Source organism: Leptospiraceae bacterium, from assembly GCA_016708435.1.
GTDB lineage: Bacteria > Spirochaetota > Leptospiria > Leptospirales > Leptospiraceae > UBA2033.
The window spans coordinates 263486-281807 of the sequence record JADJFV010000035.1; the positions used below are offsets into that span (position 1 = coordinate 263486).

Genomic DNA, 18322 nt, shown 5'->3' on the forward strand with positions numbered 1-18322 from the left:
AATTTAATTTTGACCTAGTACTATAAAAACCAATGTAATGAACACGGGAATATGGCAAATCAGAAAAAATTCTTAAACAGCAAAGAGATTTCAGCCAATCTGGATGAAATCATTCAACGAAATCATATCCATTTGGAGCTTAAAGGGCTTACACGTGACACCAGGGATTTGATTTCAGCCATTATCAATGGAATTTTAGAGCGCATTGGTGCCGATCCGCTTTCATCGTTCCATCTTTTTAGTGGGCTCATGGAAGCTCTTCTCAATGCCATTAAAGGGAATATTCGCTTCACTATCTTTAAGAATGAGCTAGCGAACAAATTGAGAGATGTGGAAAATTCCGATAAGGAAATCGATAGACTCCTTCAAATTATTCTAGATACAAGTGCCCTAAGAGATGCAATGCAACGCTATGTTGTTCCTGAAAAAGTAAAAAAACTTGTTCAAAGCATTTTATCTTTAGAAGATAAGGTTCGAGTAAAAAAACAAGAAATTTCTGAATCAGACAAAGAACTTCTTTTTTCGATTCGGGAAAAAATGAAGTTAGAAAATCGCAAGATTTCTATGAAGATTCGTCTAGATGAGAAGGAACTTTATATTCGAATTAAAAATGATTCTCCCATTATGGAAGGCGATATGGATAGAATCAATGAGTCAAGAGAAAAGCATTACCAACTCTTTTTAGAAGGACGCTCTTCTGATTATTTCCGTCCAGAGTTTTTGGATGAAAAAGAATCTGCCGGGTTTGGAATTGCGATGATTGACGAAGGCTTTTACAATATGGGACTTAACCCAATCGAGCATTTTACTTATACGCAAGCTAAAACAACTACGACAGTTTATCTCATTTATCCGTTAGATAAATTGAGATCCGGTGCTTTCGGCTAATTGAAATTAGCTTCAATTTGTTAAAGATTTCTTTTTTAGTGCAAATGTCGTTTAGAAAAAGTTCTACTGGAAATGAAAAAGAATAGAGATTTAAAATTTCTATTCTGGAATCATATTCGCAACATCATGTCTAGTAGTATTAAAGTATTCTACAAAAGTTATATTGTTCAATTCTTAATTCTTTTATTTCCTACTTTTCTTTTTCCAATTGAGTTACTAAAGAACCTAGATTATGAAAATGAAGTTCTTAAAAAACTAAGAAGTGAAGTCAAATTTAACTTAAGAGTTTCCAAATCTAAGAGTCAATCGGATGATTATATTCCACTTGAGTTTTACAAATACACAGTAGTGCAAGGGGATAATTTCTTTCGCATCATGGCAAGAACTGGAATGAATATAGATACGATTTCATCGGTCAATGCTCTTAGTTCACCACAAGATATACGAGTGGGGATGACGCTTCTTATCCCCAATATGCGAGGAGTCTATGACACAGAAAATCTTGCCGAGTCAGAGCGTAGTCGCGGCAAGCTTGCAGAAAAATATAGTATGCCGAACCATTTGATTATCTTTGATAAGCGTCGGGATGAATGGTTTGTTCCAGGAAAGACACTTGGTAAAATAGAAAAATCTTTTTTTTATGGACTCGCTTTTCATCCTCCGCTCAATGAAGGCTATCTAACTTCTGGCTTTGGACATAGACTAGATCCATTTACAAAAAAGAAAACCTTTCACGGAGGGCTTGATATTGCTGCGCCAAAAGGCACTGATGTAATAGCCTCTGCGGACGGCGAAGTTATATTCATGGGACGAAAGGGCGGCTATGGCAAATTAATTGTTGTTAAACATATCATGGGCTATGAAACTAGATATGGTCATTTGGACAAAATGTCTGTTAGCCTCGGTGACCATGTAAAGAAAGGACAAAAAATCGGTAGCGTTGGTAACACAGGAAGAGCTACTGGCTATCATCTACACTATGAGGTTAGACGTTTTCAAAAAAATGAAAAGCCAGTTTTTTATCAACATATGTAACAGACTCAGCCTATGCTATTTCTATCCTGTTTCTTCCATTCTGTTTTGCTGCATAAAGTTTATTGTCCGCATCTTTAAATAAGTCTTCGACCCGAACTAAATTCTGATTGAAACTCGCTATTCCAATGCTGATTGTGCACTGCAAGTCTCCGTGTTTTTCTGAATGATATTTTTTTTGTTCTATATAGTTACGTGTTTTTTCGGCTATCGTCAAAGCGATATCTAATTTTGTATTGGGAAGTAGAACGCTAAATTCTTCTCCTCCATATCGACCTACTATATCTAATTCTCTACAACATTTAAGAATTCCTCTTGCTACAAGTTTAATAACTTCATCGCCACAATCATGACCATATGTATCATTAAATTTTTTAAAGTGATCTATATCAATCATCATTAACGATAAATCAAGATTACCCTCTTTTGCAATTTCAAATTCTTTATTCGCCTGCTCGAATAGAAAGCGTCGATTGTTTAAGCCAGTGAGTGCGTCTGTGTTAGCTAGCTTGGCATTATCTATGGCTTCTCTAACTGATTTTTTTAACGAGACTAATGTTCTCACTCTTGCTAAAAGTTCACTCTTTTCGAATGGCTTAATCAAATAGTCATTAGCCCCCATATCAAATCCGACAACTATATCCTGCGGCTGATTCTTTGCAGTGAGCATAATAACTGGTAAATCATAAAGAGAGTTTTCAGCGCGTAAATTATTGCAAACTTCATACCCAGACATCTTTGGCATCATTATATCTAAAAGCACAAGATCGTAGTCCATATTTCTTATTTTTTCTAATGCTTCAATGCCATCAGATGCTGTATCGACGCTATAATTTTGTAATGATAAATGATTGGTAAGAATTTGAACATTGATTCTTTCGTCGTCTACAACTAAAATTCGAATATTGGAATTGTTTTTCTCTTCTTCATTTAATGTCAAAGACTTTGTTAAATCAATATTATCCTCAACTTTCACTGGCTCTTCAACCGGAACGATAGGATTAATACTTGGTTCAATGGAGTTTTCTTTTTGCGTCTCTTTTCTTTGATTCTGACTTTTAGGAAGAGTAAAATAAAACTTTGTTCCTTTATCGACTTCTGATTCGAGCCATATTTTTCCTGAATGTAATTCGATTAATTTTTTAGTTATACTAAGTCCAATTCCAGTTCCTCCGTAACTACGAGCGATAGAACTATCAGCTTGTTCGAAAGATTTGAATATGATTTCGAACTTTTCTTCCGGTATACCGATTCCTGTATCTTCCACGCATAGCTCGATAAAGTCATCTTTTTCCAGAGCGAATACTTTGATGTAGCCCGTGCTTGTGAATTTTACAGCATTTCCGATTAGATTATAAATAATTTGCTGAATTCTATTTTCATCACCGTAGATGAGAGGAATTGAATCAGGAATTTCATTGTATAATAAAACATTATCTCGTTTAATAGTAGACTTAATGACGGAAATTACAACTTCAAATAATTGTTTAATGTCTGTCGGTTTACTTTGCAATTCGATTTCTAGATTTTTGAGTTTTGAGAAATCTAGAATATCATTAATTAAGTTAGATAGGCGTTTGCCGCTAGCTACGACCATTTGTAAGTTATTGATTGTTTCTTCTGTAAGCTTGCCAGTTGCTCCATCTATAAGTGATTCGCTAATTCCGATTATTCCATGAACAGGCGTTCTTAGTTCATGAGAAGTGTTTGACAAAAATTCATCTTTGATTTTATCAATTTTCATTAGCCTTTCATTTAGTTGCTTTTCTCTTTTTAGTTCTATATTGTTTATATGAATAAAATTTTTTCTATAATAATATTCAAAATAATATACTGCAAACATTCCAATGATATTTGAGCTTAAAAAAAAGAATAAATAATTTAGGAAAAGCGCGGGTGATGAATTGAGTATATTATGAATAAAAATGATCACAAAAAAATAGGAAGTAGTTACGATCCAAGCAGAGATAGTTGCTAAGACAAATCGCAATCTTGAAAAAGTATAAATCCACATGATGACCAAAAGTAAACCGGTAAAATAATAATTATGTCCTAACTCTTGTTCTTTGGCAATGCCGATCATGGCTACGATTCCAATTCCAAGTACAGTGCTAGTAAATGCAAATAGGAGTTGATTGATTGTTTTAAACAAAGGATAAAAAGTTGAAAAAAAAGTAAAAATCAAAATAGGAACTACGATTCCAAATCGAATGAACCATATCTTTTCTTTTGAGTTCGGCGACATCCATACATCTAAATATGCAAAAAGAGCATAGAGAATAATTGCAAGAATGATCGCAAATCTATGAATAAGAAGGGAGCCCCAATAATAATTATCCCGAAAACTTTCTTCAAAAAGTTTGTCATTAAAATTAAGATTAAACCGATTTATTAAAACTGGCTTAGTAAAAGTTTCATTAGTCATTTCCAATTACAAATTTGAATAAACGCGAAATTTACGATAGCAAAATTTATTGACGGAGAATTGAAAATATGGGACGTTAGTTTTTTATAAGGACATAAAAATGAAAGAACCAGTTTGCACTGCGCTATTATTTGCAGATCGAATTATTGTAGAGAACAATGGTAAGAAAGGAATCATTGGAACATTTAGTAAAATTTTTGCACAATCTTTTCCTGTTCAAACTGCACCGTGGGGGGTATATGCCGCCGCAACGAACGTTGTAGGCAAACATGAATTTGCCTTAACCCTGACAAATGTTGAAACAAATCAGGATGTGTTACCTATTACCGGTCAACTTCAATCGCAAAATCCAGAAGAAGTAATTGAATTAACATTTAATACTGCCGGAGTGACATTCACGTCGGAAGGAAAGTATTCTCTTTCTTTTACCATTGATGGTGAACTTTTAAGTTCAATTATTTTATATGCAGAAATTTTAAAACAATAGAAATGGAACTCAATTAAAAAAATTCTTAAAGGAGAATCAATATGATTCAAAAAATTTTAAAGTTGGTAGCAATTTGTGCTTTGTTTAGTTTCGTATATGCAGATGAAGCATTAGACACAGCTCAGCAAACAGAAATGGTTGCTGCACATAATAAGTATCGAAAAGAAATTGGAGCACCTGGTATGAAATGGTCGGCAACTCTTGCGGCAACTGCACAAGCTTATGCTATTAAACAAAAAGGCGAAGGATGCAAAATGAAGCATAGTGGAACCAAGGGACTTGGAGAAAATATTTATTGGGCAAGTGCAATTTCTTATTCCAATGGCACATCTAAACCACAAAATATTACATCTACAAAAGTAACAGATGCTTGGGGCAGCGAAAAAGCAAATTACACTTATAGTTCCAACAGTTGTGCTTCCGGTAAAGTTTGCGGACATTATACACAAATAGTTTGGAAAGATTCTACAGAAGTGGGTTGCGGCAAAGCGGTATGTGCCGACAATTCGCAATTCTGGGTTTGTAACTATACACCACCGGGAAATTATAACGGACAAAAGCCTTATTAAGATTAGTTCATAAATCTATGACTCACTCTAGCCGATACTAATAACATGTCATACAATGCTGTAAAACATTTGATCAGTTGGAGTGATTGGTCAGATGATGAAATTCAATCCATATTAGATTTTGCTGTTTATGTAAAACACAACCGCGTCTACTTTGCAGGCCATATGGCGGGACGCACAATGGCTATGCTATTCCAAAAGACTTCAACTCGCACACGAGTCTCATTTGAAGCAGGAATGACTGAGCTTGGAGGTCATGCGATTTATTTAGATTGGAGAGCTTCTAACTTTCAACTCTCTGATATCGACTTTGAGGCAGAATATTTATCGCGCAATGTTTCTATTATCATGGCACGCATGAAAAAAAATGAGGACTTACTTACTTTAAAGTCTGGCTCCCAAGTTCCTGTAATCAATGGCTGCTGTAATTTATTTCATCCCTGCCAAGCTTTAGCTGATATGCTTACCATATGCCTTGATCGAGGCAGTATAAAAGGGGCTACTCTTTGCTATGTGGGTGTTCACAATAACGTAGTCAATTCTCTTATTGGGATAACTGCCGCACTTGGAGTGCATCTAACACTTGTTACCCCGATTGCGCCAAAAGACGCTGTAATTGATCATATTGTAAAACGAGGAACAGATCACAAGACTCTCACTTGGGAAACTGATTTAAAACATGCAGTGAATAACAATGAGTATGTTTATACAGATACTTGGGTGGATATGGAATTTTTTAATGAGCCTTCTTATGCAAAAGAAAAAGAAGAGCGAATTGCTATGATGATGCCCTATCAACTTAATTCTGAGTTATTAAAAAATTCTAAAGCAAAAGTAATGCACGATATGCCAATACACGCCGGCTATGAAATTTCTAGAGAAATTGTAAAGAGCGAGCGCTCTATTATTTTTCAACAAGCCGAGAATCGTCTGGATGCTCAGAAGGCGGTGATACTGAGGCTTTTAAAGAGTTAGAATAGTCAGCCTAATCAATCTTATCCCCGACTCCATTAAAGGAAATATTTTTGCTATTTACTTTTACTTTGTATTTAATCTCTTCTTTGATGGAATAATATTCTTTTGGCGTAGGTTGGCTTTGTCTTAGATTGCGACTAATTGTCTTTGTTATTTTTTCGATCTTAAATTTCTCATCAAAGTCTGATTCTAGTTTTTCATTTATTTTTTTGAGGATAGTATTCGAATCTACTAGCTTGACTGGTTCTTTGATACGGATAATAACAGAGTCCTCGTAATAGTTCCATTCGAGTCCATCCGAGTAAGACTGAAAGGAAAAGAGAATTTCTCCTTTTTCTCTTTCGTTTTGATACATAACCTTATAATCAAAGTAATGGGTAACGGCTGTATTGCGATACCAATCTGCATCCTTTGCATTCGGGTGGTAATGCTGAATGTATTTGTATGCGAGACAATCTGCAAAGTTCTTTGTTTTGCAAATCGATGCATCCAATGGCTTCTTGTATTTCTCAAGCATTTTGTTGTCATCAGGGGAAATTGTAAGTGATAGTAATAAGAATAGGAGTAGAGATTTCATTAAAACTCTTTCCTATCTTTGATTCTTCTAAGAAGACTATTTATATAAACGGTTTCGTCTAATTTGTGTTCTTTAGTATAACCAAAAAAGTATTCCCGCAAATCCTCTTCTAGATAAATCGGAATATTAAAATCCTTGGGAGACTTGATTAATGGAGGACGAATCTTTGCATTCATAAAATCATAGTTATCTTTCATTTCGAAATCCATTTCTTTTCTATACTCCTCTTCAAATTCTTTTTAACTTGATTTAGTTTTTTGTATATTCCTTTTTAATTTTGCTCAATGTCAGTAAGATAAGGATTTTTCACCACGAAGGGCACGAAGACCACGAAGGATTTTATCAAGGAATCCTGCCATTTCTTCGCGTTCTTCGTGCCCTTCGCGGTTGATTCTTTTTTCTCTTTCTAAATTTAATGTTATTGCCCGCTCCTCCATTTCTAGAAAATTTCTTTATTTAAGAACAAAGATTAGCTATGAACCTAAATGATCCGATTATGAAAACGAAATGGGCAAAATGTATCAAAAATGACAATCACAAAGTATCGCTGACAGTTGCGGATTGTTACATTGTAGAGGCTTCTAAGAAGAATGATCCAGTTCATCGTATTCGGATTATAGATATACAGGAGAAGAGTATTTATTCCCTGAAAAATATTTTGAAATCTATTGGGAATAAACTCACCTAAATACATTTACATCAGAGGTTACGTTGACTTTACCGAATAACAATCCTTTTTCAGTAAATTCTTACTGGTTCCACTCTTTTATCTGCTCATATACTTTTGGATCATGCATGAGTTTTAGATGTGCGAAGCCCGGAAATTCTTTGTGATTTTCTTCTGGAATGGGTAATGTGTGTATGCCGCTTTTGTCTTTTCCGAGGACGCTTGGTTTACGAACCAAAGCATCTCCAAACCAAACAGAAAAAATACTCTCAGGATCTTCGGTGACTGTTCCTGAAATGATATAATAAGATACGCCTTCTAGAAGAGGGACTAAGTTTTTAGAATTCTTTAAGAGAGTATCTGGATCTTTCCCTTTCCAATCTTCGTCTAGTAAATAGCCATAGCGCAAATCTTTAATACCCGCACTGCGAAGATTGATTACGTCTTTAGTCATTTTTACAAATGTATTTGGTATATGCTCTAATACGTTAGTTACTACATTGCCAAATTTTTCTAATGGTGCTCCTAGATGGGGAGAGCCAAGGAAGAAAACTTTTCGAATTTTGTAAATCCAGGTTACATTTTGTTTGTCGCCATAATAGCAAGCACTGCGAACAACGAGTCCACCCATGCTATGCCCAATTAGGATTAACTCTTTTATATTGGTTGGATAATTTTTAAATAGAGTATGAATGAGAGTCGAGAGATGCTTTCCATTTTCAGAAATGTGAAGTCCAGAATTGTATCGTAGGTAAAATGGTGTATACCCCATCTCTTTTTGCAGCAAATTACCGTAATTCTCTTTGCTATTTGGAAAATTCCACATCATTTCATCGCAGGCAAGACCATGAACGAGAATGCAAATTTTAGAAGTAGGCTTTGGATAAGCTTTTATAATATCTTCTTTGGTCAGGTTAATCGGCTTCCCGCCTTTATAAAATTGCATCTTACGAGCTAGAGAGCTTGCATTTTCTTCCAATGCATCACCGACGACACCATGTAGAATCGTAGCTCCCTTAATAGCACCTGTTTTTACAACGGAAACTGTTTTATCGAAAGTCTCTTTTATTTTAATTGATTTTTCCTTGATTGAATTCTTTTTTTCTTCTGGTTTATTTGTATTTGCCGCAGAAACCGTTTTCTTTGAGTCTGAGGATTTTTGGGAGTTGGCAGTTCTTGATCTGGGATTTGTTTTCTGTTGTGGCATTATGCAAGTTTACGAATCTATCTTATCTCAGGCAAATCATATTCAAGGCAAGGAAAAATATTTCGAGATAGGATACAAAGAAAAATGAAAAGTCCAATGTGGAGCTTATCGGGATCGAACCGATGACCCTCTGCTTGCAAAGCAGATGCTCTCCCAGCTGAGCTAAAGCCCCAATGAATCGGGATATTGTTCCTGGGCCTGACAAGATTTGAACTTGTGACCCCTCGCTTATCAAGCGAGTGCTCTAACCAGCTGAGCTACAGGCCCTTAAGATTACTGTCAGTTTTTTTGAATTAGGATTTTTATCAAATGATTTTTACACAAAATCCAATTTATTTTTAATTTCTACGCTTTCCTTCTTTGTGATAATGAACGAGACGATCCAAGAGTGCCAAGTCAGAGCACATAAGAATTTCTCCATCGAGATGAATGAATTTATTATTGGTCATGAACTTCATAATTAAATTTGTATCTCTATCAGTTAGCCCTAACATTTTTAGAAGGTCAAAAATTCCCAGTTGAAAATTGTGCTCTGCTTTTGGAGCAATCTTTACGCGGTTCTTTTCGACTAACGTTAAAAGCATATCAGCAATGCGCCCGTTAATATCTTCAATCATCGAATTCGCAATTTTTTTATAGGCATTCCAAACTCGCTCGGATAGAACGGTGATAATTTTACTCATAAGTTGAGGCTGTGTTTGCACCATTGTTTCGAAATTCGCTTTATTGATTGCAAGAAGGTCTACATCTTCTGTGGCGATTGCGGAAGCAGAACGAGGCTTATTATCAAGAAGAGCCATCTCTCCGAATATATCTCCCGGTTTCATAATGTTTAAGAGAACATCATTGTCTTTGATAATCTTTGTGATCTTGACTTTTCCTTTCTGTAAAATGAATAAATCCTGACCGGGCTCATTTTCACTGAATATCATTTGATTTTGCGTATAACTTCTGTTAGCCCCATTGACTTTTTCCATTTCAAAGGGTTTGTGAAGCATTTTTAATTTCTCTTTTGCTTTGCCCGCAAATTCTCCTTTGGGAACATACTTTAAATAGCTTTGATAAAGATAAACCGCACTATCTGTGTTGCCTTGAGAAAAATAATTTTCCGCCATTTGGTAAAGAAGTGCGAGGTCTTCTTCTCCTGATACTTTAGAGCCAATTGTTTTATTTGTTTGTCCTTGGTCAAATTCGCGCAATTTTTTGGAAAAGAATCGAATGATTTTCATTGCAAGTGCAGCATTCTTTTGAATGAGTTCTCCAAAGCGATTTTGACCAACAGAAATAAGGGTTACATTGCTCATAGCGATTGCAGATTCAATTTGCGGATATTGACTCATAGCAGAAATGACGCCGAAAAAATCTCCAGGTCCGATTACTTCACTCGATTTTTCATTGGCGACAGGAAAGGTTCTCTTTAGATTCACTTTGCCTTCTTTGATGATAAAAAACTGAGTCGATGGTTTTCTTTCGCCTTCGAGCGTGATATAGGATCCGGGGGTAAAGGTTACAATTTTAAAAAGGGAGTTATCCATAAGGTGCCTTACATAACTTTAAACTATTCTGCCAGAAATTTTACAATCAAAACTTTTGTTTTTCGAAAATCAACTGGTCTTTGATGTGTATTGAACAATTTTTTTATAAAGAACATCGGGCTTGAATGGCTTTGTGATGTAATCGTTCATGCCTGAAAGCTTAACTCTTGTAATTGTTTCTTGGATAGCCGAGGCTGTGAGTGCTATGATCGGGACTGTTTTATATTTATTGTTTGGAAGAGAGCGAATTAAACGCGTTGCTTCATAACCATCGATAATCGGCATTTGTAAATCCATCAAAATGATTGTATACTCTTTTTTATCTGCCATTTCCACTGCGATCTTACCGTTATCCGCGATATCTACAGAAATATTCCAAATATTTAAAAATTCTTCTACCACCATTTGATTTAACTTATAATCTTCTACTAGTAATAGTTTCACATGAGAAAGAGAAGGTTCTATTTCTTTCTTCTCTTTCTCAATGCTCGAAAATTCTTCAACGGGTAAGTCAAAGTCAAGACCAAAATAAAAATTAGTTCCAATGTCTGGCTGGCTTTCGACAAAAATTTTACTGCCTTGCAATTCTAATAGGTTTTTTGTAATGGAGAGTCTTAATCCAATTTCTACATCTGTGTTTTGAATTTTCGACTTTGGATCCGTAAAATCGTCAAAGATGAAATCCAATTCATGGGAAGGAATTCCAATACCAGTATCTACAACCGAAAAATCTATTTTTACACTAGATTTAGACGAAGAGTTCAATTTCAAGAACAAATGAACGCCTCCGCTTGAAGTAAATTTTATTGCATTGAGAATAAGGTTATTAAGAATTTGATACAAACGAACAGGGTCACCTATAACTTTCTTTGGCAAGCGCTCATCTACCTCAACTACGAATTCCAAGGGCTTATCTCCTCGCATTAGAGCAAAAGAATCACGCATACTATTGACTAGCAGTGAAAGGTTAAACTCCTTCTTTTCAAATTCAATCGAACTGGTTTCAATCTTTGTATAGTCAAGGATGTCATTGATTATAACTAATAGATTTTCTGTTGAGAATTTAAGAATCTCCAAATTGGAAGTCTGTTCTTGTTTAGGCTTGTTTCTGAGTAAGAGATTGGTTGCTGCAAGAATGGAATTCATCGGGGTTCTGATTTGATGACTCATATAGGCAAGCAAATCACTCTTAGCCTTTGTAAGCTTTTCTACATTTTCTTTTACTTGTATATATTCTTCCGTTTTATTTTGTATTTCGAGTTCTAAGTTTCTCGCAAGTTCAATCGCTTTGTTCTTTGCTTGTAGTATTTCTGCATTTGTCTCGTGAATTGATTCAATGTAACGGATGGAAAAATTTGCAAAATAGAATGTAATGATTAGAGTAGAAATCAATGTAATAATAAACACTTTCGAGGCAGAATTGATACCTATTTCTTTCGCATCAGAAATATCTTTTTTAGATAATTCAGTTTTAATTATTTGATTTGCGTGGATTTTTTCTAAGTGAATATTGATAGAACTCTCATAAAAGAAAAATCCAAGTAGAGAAGAAATAAAGAGGGATAATAGCGTTATACCCAAGAAAAGCTTTATACGAATTGTTTTTTTCATACGGGTAACATCAATTAACTAAATACTTTTTTGTATTTATCCACTTTGGCTTTGACTACATAGGCACAATAAGAGTTGTAAGGATTATTGCGGAAGTAATTTTGATGATAGTCTTCTGCCGGATAAAAAATTTCAAGAGGGACAATTTCTGTAACGATGGGATTCGCCCAATTAGCCGCATTTGTAGAAATGGATGCTTCGGCGATTTTTTTTTGTGACTCATCCTGGAAGAGAATGATGGAGCGATACTGTGTGCCTGCGTCATTGCCCTGACGATTGAGGGTAGTAGGGTCGTGGACTGTCCAGAAAATATCAAAGATCTTTTCGAGTGAAATAATACTTGGCTCAAATTCAATCTGCACCACTTCCGCATGACCTGTTGTTTCATTGCAGACTTCTTTGTAAGTGGGATTTTTTGTATGACCACCCGCATAACCGGACGTAACCGCTTTTACTCCTTCTACTAATTGATATACTGCCTCTAAACACCAAAAGCATCCACCGCCAATCGTTATTGAGTTCATATTTATTCCACCTGTTACTTACATACCTGACTTACTGTTTATGTGCAAGATTTTTTCATAAGATTCCAATTAGTTTTTTAAGGAGTTGTGTTTCTGAAATCGTCGTAGATAAATACAGAGTATATATTCATTAACTCAGAATCACTTTTTTTTTCATCTCGATCTAGGAGTATTGACCTAAATTTTTCATAATCCTGTGTTAGATTGTTCGCTTTTGTAAAGTATAAAATTGCAATTAAAAATTCTCGATTGTTGTTAAAGTTAACTCTCAGAGAATTCCATTCAGCTAAATCTGGCTTGTCTTTTGTTTGAAAAATTTCTAATAGAGAAAGACAGGCTCGCACATCATTGGAAAGATTCAAATTTGCATAGCATTCTTTTAAGAATAAAATTGTTTCTGTGTCCAGGGCAAAACCATCTTTAGCAAGGGAAAGATAAAAGACCCGTCTGAATAAGTTCAATGCCTGCCAATACAATTTCTTTTCTTTGTAAAAATAGGCAAGACGTAGCGAATACTTTTGGTTATCCGATAGCAGAACCGCTGTGTCGATGAGAGCGGATTCCATGTCCTTTCCTTTGCTGTCAAAATTTCTTTCTGAGATTTGTAAATCATTGTGTAATTCTTCTTCCAATGGAAAATAGGGTAGATATTTCTTAGATTCTTCTTTTGCTTCTTTAAATTTCTTTTTAGAAATAAGGTTTTTTATATTTTCAAAAATCTTTTTCTTATCGTCGCCATAGGTATTCTGTGTTTGAATTTTCTTTAGCGCAAAACGAACGTATTCCTCGTTGCCCAATCTTTTCGCAAGAATCAATGCTCTGTATCGCATGGAAATATCTTTTTCATTTTGACTTAAATAGAGTCTTATATAATCAAAGGATTTTACTGGTCTACGGATTTTAAAGTTTAATTCATATAATTTTTTGAACACTTCGCTCTGTGCGGGATTTAATGCAATGCTGAACGTATAATGCTCAATAGCCGCATCTTCCTCTCCTAAAGCTTCATGAGTCTCGGCACGGATAGAGTAGTAGCGCCAATCTCTTTCTTCCTGTTTTGTAAAAATTAAATCTAGTTTTTGAATTGCGCGCTGGTAATTTTTTTCGGTAAAGGCAGCGTATGCGCGTGCAAGTGTTTCTTCATAAAAATCGTCAGCCAGGACTGGTAAAATAAATAGAAGAAATAAAAGTATAAATTGCATAGTAAAAGTATCGGCTTTTTCTTTTTTTAAACAACCCCACTTAAGCTAATGTTTTTTGCTCAACTGCGTAAATATTGTAAGAAAAACTGAACAAATTATTTTTTTTAAACCTAGTAATTTAGAAGCCCAAAGTTGGGAAGTGAGGATACAAAATGCCAGGCACTAAAACAAAAGAAAAAAAGCGAAAAGCAAAGAGCAAATCTGCATGGTTTGAGTTAGTCGAGAGAAAAGAGGATTTTAAACACATCGTTCATATTCTAAATCGGTATTATGATTTGCATTCACCGGTTAATCATCCTTCGCCGGCACATTTATTTCGACAGGATATCGTGAGTTGTGATTTGGAAAAACTGCATATCTATCTTAAAAAATTTGGAAGCTTTGAATTCTTAGTCGTAGTCGAGATTGGTTCTGAAGAAAGTAAACGAATGGATTCCTGGATTCACATCGATGGAATTGCGCAGGAAAGAATTTTTATGAAAGAGAAAGGAAAATTAGAACACCCCGTTTTTAAAATTACAAGTCTAGATGATTTATTTCAATCGCACACAAAAGAAGTAGAAAAAGGATTTCGACCAGCAGCAGAGGATGCATTAATATTATGATTAAAACTCCACAAATTATGTTTGACAAATACGATACCATATCGTATTTTAATAGAATGAAAGTAACCGCACTCATTCCTGATACTATTATTGATGAAGTAAAAAAGTATTCGAATGGCAAGAATATTACAGACTCCCTTATGATTGCACTCGAAGATTGGATTGCTTTGCAGAAGTTGAAAAAATTAAACTCTCTTGTCCTAGAGACTCCTCTTACCTTTGAGCGAAATTTTTCAGCAGAGAAAGTAAGAAAGCTAAACCAAAAAAGATAAATGGTGGTTCTTGACACAAGTATTTGGATTGAGTTTTTTAAAGCCAGAGATCCTTATTATAAAGTTGTAAAAAAGTTAATTGAAGAAAGAGAAGTTATCGCACTAGAAATAGTCTTCTCAGAATTAGCGCAAGGCTGTAAAAATGAAAGAGAGCAAAAAATAATAAGTGAGTATTGGAAGAATTTAACAAAATACTCCGAAGACAATCTTTTATTCAATGCGGCTAATTTATCTTATTCGAAGAAGCTAATCAGCAAAGGTGTTGGACTGATTGATTCAGTAGTTATTTACGCTGCTTACAAATTAGAATGCAAGATATGGACATTGGATAAAAAAATTCTTTCTGTAATTGATAAGAAGAAGAATCATTTTATTCTTAAGTGAGTTCTACAATTAAGAATTCAAAATTTTGAATTCTTAATTTGAGTTGTTGAAAAATTAGAAAAACGGTGTCATGGTGAGGCTCTAGAATCCATGACTTTATTGAGTAAAGTCGCCCTTCGAGAGCCTCAGGGTGACAATTTTTCAACAACTCAATTATTCATTTTAATTTAAATCTCGAATGCTTTGTGAATTTCTTGTAGTGCTTTTTTTGCATCTGCTTCTGTGATTACACAAGAAATTTTGATTTCAGAAGTTGAGATCATTTCGATGTTGATGTTGTTTGCAGCGAGCGCCTTAAACATAGTAGCCGCTACACCGACGTGAGATTTCATTCCAACACCGACTGCCGATACGATTGCTATCTTATCGTCGATGTCTACTTTTCCTGTTCCATGGTGTTGAGCAAATTTTTCTAGTATTGGTGTTGCATCCTTTAAAGATTTGCGCGAGATTGTAAATGAAATTGTATTTTTTCCATTGGCAGGCGAAGACTGAACGATTACGTCTACTATAATATCTGCGGAAGATAAATTTCCAAATAACTCAGCCGCCATACCGGGCTTATCCGGAACATCGGGAATGGTTACTCTTGCTTCTTCACTCTTGATTGTGACTCCACTTACTCTTACATTTTCCACTAATTTATCCTCACTTACAACTAACGTTCCGGGATTATGATTAAAACTTGATCTAACATGAATGACTACGTCATAATTTTTTGCAAACTCCACACTTCTAGAATGAAGAACACCAGCACCAAGGCTCGCGAGTTCTAACATTTCATCGTATGTAATTCTAGCATGTTTTTTTGCGCCTGCTACTTTGTTTGGGTCAGCGGAATAGACTCCATCTACGTCTGTGTAGATTTCGCATTCTTTTGCGCCGAGTGTTGCGGCTAACGCAACGGCAGACGTATCACTTCCACCACGACCAAGAGTTGTGATATTTTCATTTCGGTCGATACCTTGGAAGCCTGCGACAATTACTACTTTGCCCAAAGCAAGTGCTTCATCGATTCGAGTGCGATCAATCATTTCTATTTTGGCGTTTGAAAAATTTCCATCTGTGATAATTTTCACTTGAGAGCCAGTAAAAGATTGAGCAGGGACGCCAACCGCTTCTAAAGCCATTGCGAGGAGGGAAATCGAAACTTGCTCGCCCGTAGAGAGTAGCATATCCATTTCACGTTTGCTAGCATTTGGATTTACTTTCTCAGCTAAATCGACTAATTCATCTGTAGCATGACCCATAGCAGAGACAACTACTACAACATGAGAGCCGTTTTCATGATAACCTTTGATTCGATTTGCTACGTTTTTGATTTTATCCGTAGTTCCAACCGAAGTTCCACCGTATTTTTGAACAACTAGATTTTGCATAAATTCTAGTTCCATATTCTTACGAGAAGGCTAAGGGTCAAACCGAAAACTTGCTTTAGAAAAGGAAGGACTAAGAATCTTAAACGCAAAAGTGGAAAGGTTTTCTCCTTTTTACTTTAAAAGAGCAAGGTAAATAATCTTTAGTCTTTTGCGTTTAAGAAAGAATTAAATAATCTAATCTATTTAATCTCCGTAGACTATGATGCAAGTTTTCGAATAAACTGAGAAAAGAAAATTTTCTTGCTCAAAGTCTACTAAGCTAATTTGCGTGATGTTGCCATTGTCTGCTGCTGTTTTCACGGAATTATCTCCAATGATAAAAAAAGGAAGATACGATAATCCGACCATTAAACTACAGGTCTTCCCTACTTTTTTTCCTATTTTGTTTGGGAATACATGCATGGTTCCTTTGTTATTTCCATAAATCATAGAAAGGGGGAGTGGGGAAGTTACGCAGGCAGAGAATGTCAGAGCAAAGGAAATTAGGAAAAAGAGTCTTAACATTTTTTTCATGTTCTTACCCATCCTATTCTCCATATACAGTAATGCAATCTTTCATATAAGGTCCGATCATTAGTGTAAATGGAGTTGCAAATACCCTTGTCTTCTCATATGTAACATGATTAACTACCTTAACATTGCCCGCTGCCTTTGCTGCAGGCAACGAAGCATCGCCAAAAGCAAATAAATAAAGCACCATACTTTGGCAAGCTGTCCCTTTCTTTGTACCAATGCTGTCTGTCACGGATTCTGATCTTGAAGTATTTGAATAAATAAAACCACTATGGTCGTACCCATGCAATCCTTTGGTTGCACTCAAGGCATTAATAAAAGTTCCACAATTACCCGATGCAGAAACTGCAAGGAATAAAGCCAAAGTCATCAAAATTTTTCTTAACATAATTTGTCTCCTAGTTTTTTAACAAGCTAAAGCTCAAAACAGGCCTTTACTTATTATGCCTAATAGGATTTATTCAAGGAAAACTGTCAAACTTTTTTATAAATCTAGAACTTTAATAGGTTCTCGTTAGTTTACTTTTGTACCTTAGGAACACCAGATTGCAAGGTCGTTAAATTGAATACAAGACCTATCTGAACATGCGTTGTGTCCAACGTTTTCGAACTAAAATTAGTAGAGGATAGGTATTGTCTGTAATGTTCGAGTTCAAATTTAATTCCCATTTCTTCAAGAATGAAGAAATTAACTCCAGCACCAATCCCTACAATCTTACTAAGACCGGAGAAGTCACCAGTTTTTAAAAAGTATTTATCATCATCGTATAAATTTCTATGAGAGCTACTTAAAAAAGTACCTCCTCCTGCTTTTAAATGAACATACGGATCCAAGACTGATTTTGAAATGAAATGGTAACTGCCTGACAACATCATATTGGTTCCGCTGTACATTAAATAGCTACCTGGAACAGAATATAAAGTCTGATCCTTAGTGCGAACGTAATTCGAATTCCCGGAGGCTCCTGTATTTGAATAGTTTTGATACCTACTTTGCCCATTTCCGTGAATCGAAAACTGTAACATAGAAACACCTACCCCAATATTATCTGTGAGAGAATATTCTAAACTTCCACTATTTGACCCACTGGGTTTATACTTAAATGGAGTTACAAAGGGTTGTGTCTTGTTTTCTATTAAGCCTAATTGGGATTGTGTAGATAGAGTATCATTGTATGACCTATCAGTATCAATCAAGGATCCACTGGCAGTTAGCAAACCAGTTGACGCTGATAAATAGAACTGTCCTTTCTGGAAGCCTATGACTGCCTTCTTTGGAGGTGCAGCGTTGACGCTGGGCTGGGTATCCTGTGCAAAAGTCATGGTGGAAAAAAATGCTAATATTAGTATTAAGTAAGTCATAGGGAAACACTAGGTTGACATGGTTTTTTTGTCAAGGAATAAACGATTAAACAAGATATACCTTAAAAAGAAAGCAAGGGCGATTTTATAAAACCTAGCGATGTAAGG

The 18322-nt window shown here is 35.4% G+C and carries 22 protein-coding genes and 2 tRNA genes; 9 read left to right on the forward strand and 15 right to left on the reverse strand.

The features are described 5' to 3' along the window. Positions 1-51 precede the first annotated feature (51 nt). Together IPH52_26575 and IPH52_26580 are read left to right on the forward strand one after the other, a co-directional pair. Positions 52-888 carry a hypothetical protein gene (locus IPH52_26575; protein MBK7058551.1) on the forward strand — a complete coding sequence of 279 codons (837 nt, stop codon included), beginning with the start codon at positions 52-54 and terminating at the stop codon, positions 886-888. A 126-nt stretch (positions 889-1014) separates the two neighbouring features. Continuing rightward, entirely contained in the window at positions 1015-1923 is a 909-nt protein-coding gene (locus IPH52_26580; GenBank protein ID MBK7058552.1) for a M23 family metallopeptidase, read from the forward strand. Positions 1924-1933: 10 nt separating this feature from the next. Here IPH52_26580 and IPH52_26585 read toward each other — a convergent pair whose 3' ends face one another. Continuing rightward, positions 1934-4345 (reverse strand): diguanylate cyclase, encoded by a 2412-nt coding sequence (locus tag IPH52_26585; GenBank protein ID MBK7058553.1) that lies wholly within the window; start codon positions 4343-4345, stop codon positions 1934-1936. Positions 4346-4445: 100 nt separating this feature from the next. Between IPH52_26585 and IPH52_26590 the strand changes: the two genes are divergently transcribed. From IPH52_26590 to IPH52_26600, 3 genes are read left to right on the forward strand one after another with little or no spacing between them, the layout of a single operon-like run. After that, positions 4446-4832, forward strand: a complete 387-nt coding sequence (locus IPH52_26590; GenBank protein MBK7058554.1) for a hypothetical protein — start codon at positions 4446-4448, stop codon at positions 4830-4832. 53 nt (positions 4833-4885) lie between these two features. Further along, positions 4886-5401, forward strand: a complete 516-nt coding sequence (locus IPH52_26595; GenBank protein MBK7058555.1) for an SCP-like extracellular — start codon at positions 4886-4888, stop codon at positions 5399-5401. A gap of 45 nt (positions 5402-5446) precedes the next feature. Next, the gene (locus IPH52_26600) at positions 5447-6376 is read left to right on the forward strand and encodes an ornithine carbamoyltransferase (protein MBK7058556.1); all 930 of its coding nucleotides are present in this window, start codon (positions 5447-5449) and stop codon (positions 6374-6376) included. Positions 6377-6386: 10 nt separating this feature from the next. Here IPH52_26600 and IPH52_26605 read toward each other — a convergent pair whose 3' ends face one another. The 3 genes from IPH52_26605 to IPH52_26615 all read right to left on the reverse strand — a co-directional run bounded on the left by IPH52_26605 (position 6387) and on the right by IPH52_26615 (position 7390). Next, positions 6387-6953 carry a hypothetical protein gene (locus IPH52_26605; GenBank protein ID MBK7058557.1) on the reverse strand — a complete coding sequence of 189 codons (567 nt, stop codon included), beginning with the start codon at positions 6951-6953 and terminating at the stop codon, positions 6387-6389. Further along, a complete protein-coding gene (locus IPH52_26610) occupies positions 6953-7162 on the reverse strand; it encodes a hypothetical protein (GenBank protein ID MBK7058558.1) in 210 nt (69 codons plus the stop codon). The genes IPH52_26605 and IPH52_26610 overlap by 1 nt, the downstream gene beginning before the upstream one ends. A 78-nt stretch (positions 7163-7240) precedes the next feature. Continuing rightward, positions 7241-7390 (reverse strand): hypothetical protein, encoded by a 150-nt coding sequence (locus IPH52_26615; protein ID MBK7058559.1) that lies wholly within the window; start codon positions 7388-7390, stop codon positions 7241-7243. Between the two features lie 38 nt (positions 7391-7428). Between IPH52_26615 and IPH52_26620 the strand changes: the two genes are divergently transcribed. Next, a complete protein-coding gene (locus IPH52_26620) occupies positions 7429-7641 on the forward strand; it encodes a hypothetical protein (protein MBK7058560.1) in 213 nt (70 codons plus the stop codon). A 61-nt stretch (positions 7642-7702) separates the two neighbouring features. Here IPH52_26620 and IPH52_26625 read toward each other — a convergent pair whose 3' ends face one another. The 7 genes from IPH52_26625 to IPH52_26655 all read right to left on the reverse strand — a co-directional run bounded on the left by IPH52_26625 (position 7703) and on the right by IPH52_26655 (position 13699). Next, the gene (locus IPH52_26625) at positions 7703-8827 is read right to left on the reverse strand and encodes an alpha/beta hydrolase (GenBank protein MBK7058561.1); all 1125 of its coding nucleotides are present in this window, start codon (positions 8825-8827) and stop codon (positions 7703-7705) included. Positions 8828-8926: 99 nt separating this feature from the next. After that, a tRNA-Ala gene (locus IPH52_26630) sits at positions 8927-8999 on the reverse strand. A 21-nt stretch (positions 9000-9020) separates the two neighbouring features. After that, a tRNA-Ile gene (locus tag IPH52_26635) sits at positions 9021-9094 on the reverse strand. A gap of 71 nt (positions 9095-9165) precedes the next feature. Further along, positions 9166-10362: a cyclic nucleotide-binding domain-containing protein gene (locus tag IPH52_26640; protein ID MBK7058562.1), complete on the reverse strand. Its 1197-nt coding sequence runs from the start codon at positions 10360-10362 to the stop codon at positions 9166-9168. Between the two features lie 69 nt (positions 10363-10431). Further along, positions 10432-11973 carry a response regulator gene (locus IPH52_26645; protein ID MBK7058563.1) on the reverse strand — a complete coding sequence of 514 codons (1542 nt, stop codon included), beginning with the start codon at positions 11971-11973 and terminating at the stop codon, positions 10432-10434. A 14-nt stretch (positions 11974-11987) separates the two neighbouring features. After that, positions 11988-12497 carry a peptide-methionine (S)-S-oxide reductase MsrA gene (gene msrA / locus IPH52_26650; GenBank protein MBK7058564.1) on the reverse strand — a complete coding sequence of 170 codons (510 nt, stop codon included), beginning with the start codon at positions 12495-12497 and terminating at the stop codon, positions 11988-11990. A gap of 77 nt (positions 12498-12574) precedes the next feature. Then, on the reverse strand, positions 12575-13699 hold the full coding sequence (locus tag IPH52_26655; protein MBK7058565.1) for a hypothetical protein: 1125 nt from the start codon (positions 13697-13699) through the stop codon (positions 12575-12577). A 152-nt stretch (positions 13700-13851) separates the two neighbouring features. Between IPH52_26655 and IPH52_26660 the strand changes: the two genes are divergently transcribed. The 3 genes from IPH52_26660 to IPH52_26670 are packed head-to-tail and all read left to right on the forward strand — an operon-like array spanning position 13852 to position 14960. Further along, positions 13852-14304, forward strand: a complete 453-nt coding sequence (locus tag IPH52_26660) for a hypothetical protein (GenBank protein MBK7058566.1) — start codon at positions 13852-13854, stop codon at positions 14302-14304. Between the two features lie 56 nt (positions 14305-14360). Beyond that, positions 14361-14576, forward strand: a complete 216-nt coding sequence (locus IPH52_26665) for a DUF2191 domain-containing protein (GenBank protein MBK7058567.1) — start codon at positions 14361-14363, stop codon at positions 14574-14576. Beyond that, positions 14577-14960 (forward strand): PIN domain-containing protein, encoded by a 384-nt coding sequence (locus IPH52_26670; GenBank protein MBK7058568.1) that lies wholly within the window; start codon positions 14577-14579, stop codon positions 14958-14960. It begins immediately after the preceding gene. 167 nt (positions 14961-15127) lie between these two features. Here the strand turns inward: IPH52_26670 and IPH52_26675 are convergent, their stop codons facing one another. The 4 genes from IPH52_26675 to IPH52_26690 form a co-directional block, all read right to left on the reverse strand. Continuing rightward, positions 15128-16339 carry an aspartate kinase gene (locus IPH52_26675; protein MBK7058569.1) on the reverse strand — a complete coding sequence of 404 codons (1212 nt, stop codon included), beginning with the start codon at positions 16337-16339 and terminating at the stop codon, positions 15128-15130. 183 nt (positions 16340-16522) lie between these two features. Then, positions 16523-16852, reverse strand: a complete 330-nt coding sequence (locus IPH52_26680) for a hypothetical protein (GenBank protein MBK7058570.1) — start codon at positions 16850-16852, stop codon at positions 16523-16525. Between the two features lie 13 nt (positions 16853-16865). Continuing rightward, complete coding sequence (locus IPH52_26685; GenBank protein MBK7058571.1) at positions 16866-17240, reverse strand: hypothetical protein; 375 nt, start codon at positions 17238-17240, stop codon at positions 16866-16868. Positions 17241-17371: 131 nt separating this feature from the next. Further along, positions 17372-18214 carry a hypothetical protein gene (locus IPH52_26690; GenBank protein MBK7058572.1) on the reverse strand — a complete coding sequence of 281 codons (843 nt, stop codon included), beginning with the start codon at positions 18212-18214 and terminating at the stop codon, positions 17372-17374. Between the last annotated feature and the right edge of the window lie 108 nt (positions 18215-18322).